This is a genomic window from Phenylobacterium sp. (genome assembly GCF_004799395.1).
Taxonomy (GTDB): domain Bacteria; phylum Pseudomonadota; class Alphaproteobacteria; order Caulobacterales; family Caulobacteraceae; genus Phenylobacterium.
Map to the genome: position 1 here is coordinate 1 of NZ_SSMZ01000194.1, position 7,360 is coordinate 7,360.

8 protein-coding genes are annotated in these 7,360 nt (G+C 69.5%); 6 read left to right on the top strand and 2 right to left on the bottom strand.

Features of this window, described 5'->3' with window-relative positions; genetic code table 11:
• A partial coding sequence (locus E8A12_RS12695) for a tetratricopeptide repeat protein (protein WP_293369256.1) occupies positions 1–900 on the top strand: 900 nt, incomplete at its 5' end.
• Positions 901–914: 14 nt separating this feature from the next.
• Here E8A12_RS12695 and hspQ read toward each other — a convergent pair.
• On the bottom strand, positions 915–1,244 hold the full coding sequence (gene hspQ, locus E8A12_RS12700; protein WP_293369258.1) for a heat shock protein HspQ: 330 nt from the start codon (positions 1,242–1,244) through the stop codon (positions 915–917).
• A 157-nt stretch (positions 1,245–1,401) separates the two neighbouring features.
• On the opposite strand from hspQ, the gene E8A12_RS12705 reads away from it, so the two are divergent.
• Both E8A12_RS12705 and E8A12_RS12710 read left to right on the top strand, forming a co-directional pair.
• On the top strand, positions 1,402–2,487 hold the full coding sequence (locus E8A12_RS12705) for a Ppx/GppA phosphatase family protein (RefSeq protein WP_293369260.1): 1,086 nt from the start codon (positions 1,402–1,404) through the stop codon (positions 2,485–2,487).
• Positions 2,484–3,197, top strand: a complete 714-nt coding sequence (locus tag E8A12_RS12710; RefSeq protein WP_293369262.1) for an RlmE family RNA methyltransferase — start codon at positions 2,484–2,486, stop codon at positions 3,195–3,197. The genes E8A12_RS12705 and E8A12_RS12710 overlap by 4 nt, the downstream gene beginning before the upstream one ends.
• A 23-nt stretch (positions 3,198–3,220) precedes the next feature.
• Here the strand turns inward: E8A12_RS12710 and E8A12_RS12715 are convergent, their stop codons facing one another.
• Positions 3,221–4,117: a LysR family transcriptional regulator gene (locus E8A12_RS12715; RefSeq protein WP_293369264.1), complete on the bottom strand. Its 897-nt coding sequence runs from the start codon at positions 4,115–4,117 to the stop codon at positions 3,221–3,223.
• 337 nt (positions 4,118–4,454) lie between these two features.
• Between E8A12_RS12715 and guaB the strand changes: the two genes are divergently transcribed.
• The 3 genes from guaB to E8A12_RS12730 form a co-directional block, all read left to right on the top strand.
• Positions 4,455–5,915 (top strand): IMP dehydrogenase, encoded by a 1,461-nt coding sequence (gene guaB, locus E8A12_RS12720; protein WP_293369266.1) that lies wholly within the window; start codon positions 4,455–4,457, stop codon positions 5,913–5,915.
• 65 nt (positions 5,916–5,980) lie between these two features.
• Positions 5,981–6,385 (top strand): MAPEG family protein, encoded by a 405-nt coding sequence (locus E8A12_RS12725; RefSeq protein ID WP_293369268.1) that lies wholly within the window; start codon positions 5,981–5,983, stop codon positions 6,383–6,385.
• Between the two features lie 6 nt (positions 6,386–6,391).
• Positions 6,392–7,360: RsmB/NOP family class I SAM-dependent RNA methyltransferase (locus E8A12_RS12730; RefSeq protein ID WP_293369270.1), on the top strand; the 969-nt coding region annotated here is incomplete at its 3' end.

A 7,360-nucleotide genomic window follows, 5' to 3' on the forward strand; every position in this document is an offset into this window, starting at 1 on the left:
CGCCTACAAGTCGACGGGGGCGAAATGAGCCGCGCGCGCGCCCTGGCTGTCGTCCTGGCGCTGGCGCTGGGCCTCGCCGGCGCGGCGGGCGCGGCGACGCGCGAGGAGCTGACCAAGGCTGTCGACGCCTATCGCGCGCAGCTGCGCGCCCAGCCGAACAGCGCCGAGCTGCACGCCGCGCTGGGCGAGACCCTGGAGTCCTTGGGCGACACGGCCGGCGCCATGGCGGAGTACGAACGCGGCCTGCGTGGAACCGGGGACACGCACCGCGCCCTGATCGACCGGGGCCAGCTGTTCGTCCGCCAGGGCCGCTTCGACGACGGCCGCAAGGACTTTAACCGGGCGCTCGGCCAGAATTCGCGCGATGTCGAGGCGCTGACGGCCCGCGGCCACAGCTGGGTCGCCGAGGGAAAGAACAAGAAGGCGCCCGCCGCGTTCGCGGACTTCAACGAGGCCCTGTCGATCAGCCCCAACGACGGGGCGGCGCTCAACGCGCGGGGCAGCTTCTATCTCGCCCAATTGAAGCCGGAGCTGGCGATCAAGGACTTCGACAAGGCCCTGGCTGCCACGCCCAACGACGACGTGCTGCTCTACAACCGCGGCATGGCCTGGAAGCAGCTCAGTCATTACGACCGCGCGCTGCGGGATTTCAACGCTGCATTGCGGATCACGCCGGGCGACCCGATGACGCTCGCGGCGAAGGGCGACGCCTACCGGCAACTGGGCGATCTGCTCCTGGCGCGGGAGTTCTACGACGCAGCGATCAAGGCCGATCCGCAAAGTGCGATCGCCTGGCAGGCCCGTGGAGAAATCCGCACCGCGCTCGGCGACAGCGCCGGCGGCGACGCCGACAAGGCGCAGGCGCACAAGCTCAATCCGGCGGTGGAAAGCCTGTCTTAAGACGCTTGGGGAGCCTAGTGGCTGATCCGAGGGCGCAGCTTGTACTGCCCCTCGCGGAAAGACTCGAAAAGCATCGCCGCCTGCGGGTGGCCGACCGGCTGGCCGGTGTCGTCCGGCAGCAGGTTCTGTTCGGAGACGTAGGCCACGTAGGAGCTTTCGTCGTTCTCCGCCAGCAGGTGGTAGAACGGCTGGTCCTTGTGCGGCCGGATGTTCTCGGGAATCGACAGCCAATACTCCTCGGTGTTCGAGAAGGTTGGGTCGACGTCGAAGATCACGCCACGGAACGGATAGACGCGGTGACGCACGACCTGCCCGATGGCGAATTTTGCGCTATGCGTATTCATGGCCACGAATCTACCGCGGGGCTCCTAACCGGGAGGTGAACGTAGCGTTCAAAACCTTCCGTTCAAGGCCAAGCCTTCCGAGAGGCGAGTGGGCTTGCTAAGCTCAACCCGAAGTGAGGCGCGCCGGGGTGCGTCTGCGAGGGACGGGTAACGGTCCATGACAGAGGCGCCGCGCGCGCCCGAAGCCACGACGAGTGGCCGGGAGAACGTTCCGGGCGAGACGCCGTGCTACGGCGCTCTGGACCTGGGCACCAACAATTGCCGCCTGCTGATCGCCACGCCGCAAGGCCCGGGGGGCTTTCGGGTGATCGAGGCCTATTCGCGGATCGTGCGCCTGGGCGAGGGGGTGACCGCGTCCGGGCGGCTATCGGAGGCGGCCATGGACCGCGCCATGGCGGCCCTGAAGGTCAGCGCCGAAAAGCTGCGCCGCCGCCGCGTGGTGCGTCTGCGGGCCATCGCCACCCAGGCGTGCCGGATGGCCGAGAACGGCCAGGCCTTCCTCGACGAGGTGTTCGCCGAGACGGGTCTGCGCCTGCAGATCATCCCGCCGCAGGAAGAGGCGCGCCTGTCGGTGGCCGGCTGCCTCAACCTGATCGACCGCAGCGCCGACGCCGCCCTGGTGGTCGACGTGGGCGGCGGTTCGACGGAGCTGTCCTGGGTCGAACTGAAGGGCGCGCCGCCCACCGGCATGCCGCCCCTGCGCGCCTGGCTCTCGGTGCCGATCGGGGTGGTGACCTTGGCGGAGAAATTCCCCGAGGGCGAGACCGCCACGGAGGGCTGGTTCCGCGCCATGGTCGAGACGGTGAAGGCCGAGATCGCCGTCTTCAAACGCGCCGATCCCCTGCGCGAGGTGTTCGACGCCGACCGGGCGCACCTGATCGGCACCTCGGGCGCGATCACCAGCCTGGCCGGCCTGCACCTTGAGCTGCCGCGCTATGACCGCAACCGCGTCGACGGCATCTGGATGACCCGCGGCGACTGCGAGGCGGCGGCCGGAAAGCTGCTGTCGCTGAACGCCCGCGAGCGCGCCGACCAGCCCTGCATCGGGCCGGACCGCGCGGACCTGGTGCTGGCGGGCGCGGCGATCCTGCAGGCGGTGCAGGAGCTCTGGCCCTGCAGCCGGGTGCGCGTCGCCGATCGCGGCCTGCGCGAAGGCATTTTGCTCTCCCTGATGGCCGACCGCGGCGGCCGTCACCGCCGCCGGCGTCGCCGGGGCCCAAAACGCGCGCAGGCCGCCGAATGAGCGACGACAAGCCCCCGCGCAAACGCATGGTCAAACCGCCCACCGGCGGAACCGAATCCGGCCGGGTCGTACCTGAGCGCCTGAAGACCGCCTGGAAGCGCACGCCGTCGCAGCAGGCGTGGCTCAACCGCCAGATCAACGACCCCTTCGCCGCCAAGGCCCGGGCCCACGGCTATCGAAGCCGCGCGGCCTACAAGCTGACCGAGCTCGACGACAAGCTGCGCCTGCTCAAACCCGGCGCGAGGGTCGTCGACCTGGGCGCGGCGCCCGGCGGCTGGACACAGGTGGCTCTGGAGCGCGGCGTGACCCACATCGTGGGCGTCGACCTGCTGCCGGTCGATCCGCTGCCGCCGGCCATCATCCTGGAGATGGACTTCACCGACCCCGCCTGCGGCCCCGAGCTCATCCGCCTGCTGGGCGGGGCGCCGGACCTGGTGATGTCGGACATCGCCCCCAACACCGTCGGCCACCGCCAGACCGACCACCTGCGGATCGTCGGCCTGATCGAGGCGGGCGTCGATTTCGCCATCGAGGTGCTCAAGCCCGGCGGCTGCTTCATCGCCAAAGCCTTCCAGGGCGGCGAGACCGCCGAGGTGATCGGCACGCTAAAGCGCCACTTCGCCGACGTGAAGACCGTGAAGCCCAAGGCCAGCCGGTCGGACTCTTCGGAGCTCTATCTGGTGGCGACGGGGTTCAAGGGACGGGGCTAGGGACGAAGGCGCAGCCACGCCGCTCAGCCCGCCGGCGGCTTGGGCGTCCTGGCGCCTTGCGCCACCAGCCACTTCCTGAAGACCGCCAGGGGGCGGCTTTCGACGCCCGGCGCGGCCAACAGGGCGAAGGCGCTCTCCGCGCGGCGGAAGCCGAGCGGGGCGACGAGCCGGCCCTCGGCGACATCCTCCGACACCAGGGGCCAGGACATGATGGCGACGCCCAGGCCGGCCAGGGCCGCGTCCAGGGCGTAGTGGATGTGGGCGAAGGGCTGCTCCGGCGCGGGCGCGAGCTCGATGCCGGCCACCGCGGCCCAGATTGCCCAGCCCTGTGGGTGAGACTGGGAGCCGAGGCGCGGCGCAGACAGCGGGTCGGCGGCGAACCGCTCGGCCAGCGCCGGGCTCATCACCGGGCCGGTGAAGTTCTGTATGAATGGCGTGACCAGCGGGTCGGCGAGCCGCGCCGCCAGGGCGATGCGGACGACGGCGTCGGCGCCGCGGTGGGATGTGGCCTGGGACGGCAGTTCCTCCAGATGCAGGCGGACCTCGGGATGCTTGGCGGCGAAATCGCCGAGGCGCGGGATCAGCCATTTCACCGACAGGCTGGCGTTGACCGCCAGATGCAGGTCCTCGCCGTCGCTCTTCAGGCGGCGGACCGCCGAGGCGATCTCGTCGAAGGCGTGGCTCAGCGCCGGCAGCAGAGCCTGGCCGGCCGGGGTCAGCGTCAGGCGGTGCCTGGGCCCCTGGAACAGACGCACGCCCAGCGCGGCCTCGAGGGCCTTCACCTGCCGGCTGACCGCGCTGTGGGTGACGTTGAGCTCCTCGGCGGCCAGTGTCGCGCGGCCGGTTCGGGCCATGGCCTCGAAGGCGCGAAGGGCGTTCAACGAGGGCAGCGATATAGGTGTGAGATTATCGAACATCATCTCGTGAATATGTCGATTTCCGCGCAAGCGCAAAAGTGGCATGCACGGACATGGAGCGGTCCCTCACATTGCAGCAGCCCACTAGCCTCGGCCGCCAAGGCGTCGCGGACGCGTCCACCCGGCTCTTCTCCTCGCTCTTGGCCACGATCTTGGTCCGTCGGGCGCTGGCCGCAGCCGCACCCCGCGCTCAGGAAGCCTGGCACAGCTATGCCGTCTATTCCGGTGCGCTCAGCCTGCGTCACTACAAATCACCCCGGAGACATCCATGACGATCCACCAGCCCTTGCCCCTGGAGCCCTCGGACGCGTATAGCCAGCCCGCAAAACGAGGTGTCTCCATGGAGATTCGCGAAGGGCTCACCTTCGACGATGTTTTGCTTGAACCCGGCCCGTCCGATGTGATGCCCACGCAGGTGGATGTCGCGACCCGGTTCACGCGAGAGATCAATCTGAACATACCGCTGGTGTCCGCCGCCATGGACACGGTGACCGAAAGTCGGCTGGCCATCGCCATGGCCCAGAACGGCGGCATGGGCATCTTGCACCGCAACTTCACCGTCGAGGAGCAGGCCGATCAGGTCCGCGAGGTGAAGCGCTACGAAAGCGGTATGGTCATCAACCCGCTGACCATCTCGCCGGACACGCCGCTCAGCGAGATCCGCGAGATCAAGGCGCGGCGGAAGATCTCCGGCTTCCCGGTGGTCGACGCCAAGGGCAAGCTCTGCGGCATCCTGACCAACCGCGACATGCGTTTCGAGGGCAGCGGCGACGTGCCCGCCAGCTCGCTGATGACGCACGAGAACCTGATCACCGTGAAGGAGGGGGTCAGCCAGGCCGAGGCCCGCGACCTCTTACGCCGCCACAAGATCGAGCGGCTGATCGTCGTCGACGACGACTACCGCGCCGTGGGCCTGATCACGGTCAAGGACATGGAGAAGTCCGAGGCTCATCCGAACGCCGCCAAGGACGCGCAAGGCCGCCTGCTGGTCGGCGCGGCCTCCACCGTGGGCGACGCGGGCTACGAACGCTCCATGGCGCTGGTGGAGGCCGGCGTCGACGTGGTGGTGATCGACACCGCCCACGGCCACAACGCCGATGTCGCCAAGGCGGTCGGGCGCATCAAGCGCGAGACCAACCGGGTGCAGATCGTGGCCGGGAACGTCGCGACCTATGACGGCGCCCGCGCCCTGATCGACGCCGGCGCCGACGCGGTGAAGGTGGGCATCGGCCCGGGCTCCATCTGCACCACGCGGATCGTCGCCGGCGTTGGCGTGCCGCAGCTGACCGCCATCGCCGACGCGGTGCGCGCGGCCGCCGGCTCCGATGTGCCGGTGATCGCCGATGGGGGGATTAAATACTCGGGCGACCTGGCCAAGGCGCTGGCCATGGGGGCTTCGGTGGCCATGATGGGCTCGGTCTTCGCCGGCGTCGACGAGGCGCCCGGCGAGGTGTTCCTCTACCAGGGCCGGTCCTACAAGACCTACCGCGGCATGGGCTCTCTGGGGGCCATGGCCCGCGGTTCGGCCGACCGCTACTTTCAGAAAGACGTTTCCGACGCACTCAAGCTGGTGCCGGAAGGGATCGAGGGGCAGGTGCCGTACAAGGGTCCGATCTCGCCGATCCTGCACCAGATGGTCGGCGGCCTACGCGCCGCCATGGGCTATGTCGGCGCTGCCAACCTGCTCGAATTCCGCACCCGGGCGCGGTTCATCCGCATCACTGGCGCGGGCCTGCGCGAGAGCCACGTCCACGACGTGATGATCACGCGCGAGGCGCCCAACTATCCGAGTCCCGTCTAGCTCGGACCAAGTCTCTAACGCCAGCCGGCCGATCCCGAGCCGGCGGCGCAACGGGGGAGGCGACTATGGGTGCAATCGTTCCGACAGAGCTGAAGCTGTTGATGGCGGCCGTGATCATCGGCCTGATCCAGATCGTCTGGGCGGCGGTGGCCGGCAGCGGCGGTGAGCGTAGTCTGCCCTGGTTGATGGGCCCGCGAGACGAGCCTAAGCCTGTCGGCGTGGTGGCCGCGCGCCTGGACCGAGCGTTGGGCAATTTCCTGCAGACCTTCCCGCTGTTCGCCGCGGCCCTGCTGGCTTGCGACTTCGCGGGCAAGTTCGGCGCTTCGACGCTTTATGGCGCGGCGCTCTACGTCATTGGGCGGGCGCTGTTCGTCCCCCTCTATGCGGCCGGCATCCCGGTCGTGCGAACCCTGGTGTGGGCCGGCAGCATGGTCGGCATCATCATGGTGATCGTGGCTTTCTTCCAGTGAGGTCCCTTGCGTGACGCCGGACGCCTCGCGGCGGCAATCGAAGTCCTGACTCAGATCGACGAGCGGCACCGGCCTGTCCGGATGGCGCTGAAGAACTGGGGCGAGGCGGCGCGTTACGCGGGATCGAAAGACCGAGCCTTCGTCTCCGGCCTGGTGCTCGACGTCCTTCGCAGGCGCCGGTCGCTGGGCTGGCGGATGGACGACGAGTCCCTGCGCGCCGCCGCGTTGGGCGCGCTGAAGTTCGTCTGGGACTGGCCGCTGGAGCGGATCGCCGAGGCGGCCGGCGAGGAGCCGCATGGACCGGGTCCGCTCACCGACGGAGAACGCGCCGCGCTCGAGCACCCGCGCGACCTCGCCGAGGCGTCTCCACCTGTACGCGGCGACTATCCGGACTGGCTCGACGACTCCATCGCCCGCGCCTTCGGCGACGCACGGGGGGAGGAGGGCGCAGGCCTGTCCGAGCGGGCGCCGGTGGACCTGCGGGTCAATCTGCTGAAGTCCGATCCGGAGCGGACCCTGAAAGCGTTGAGTTCGCTCCTGGCCGAGCCGGTCGATCTGCTGCCGACGGCCCTGCGCATGCCGGCGCTCGATCCCATGACCCGCAGCGGCGCGGTCGAGACGATCCCGCAGTTCTCCAAGGGCTGGTTCGAGGTGCAGGACCTGGGCTCGCAGATCGCCGCCGCCTCGGCCGGCGAGGTGAAGGGCAAGCAGGTCCTCGACCTCTGCGCTGGTGGCGGCGGCAAGACCCTGGCCCTCGCCAGCGCCATGGGCAACACCGGCCAGATCTACGCCTACGACAGCGACGCGCGGCGTCTCGCCGACACCATTCGGCGCGGCGACCGTGCCGGCGTGCGCAACCTGCAGGTTCGCTCGCCGGTAAACCCCGAGCCGCTGAAGGGCCTGGAAGGCAAAATGGACGTGGTCTTCATCGACGCGCCCTGCACCGGCACGGGCTCGTGGCGCCGGCATCCCGAC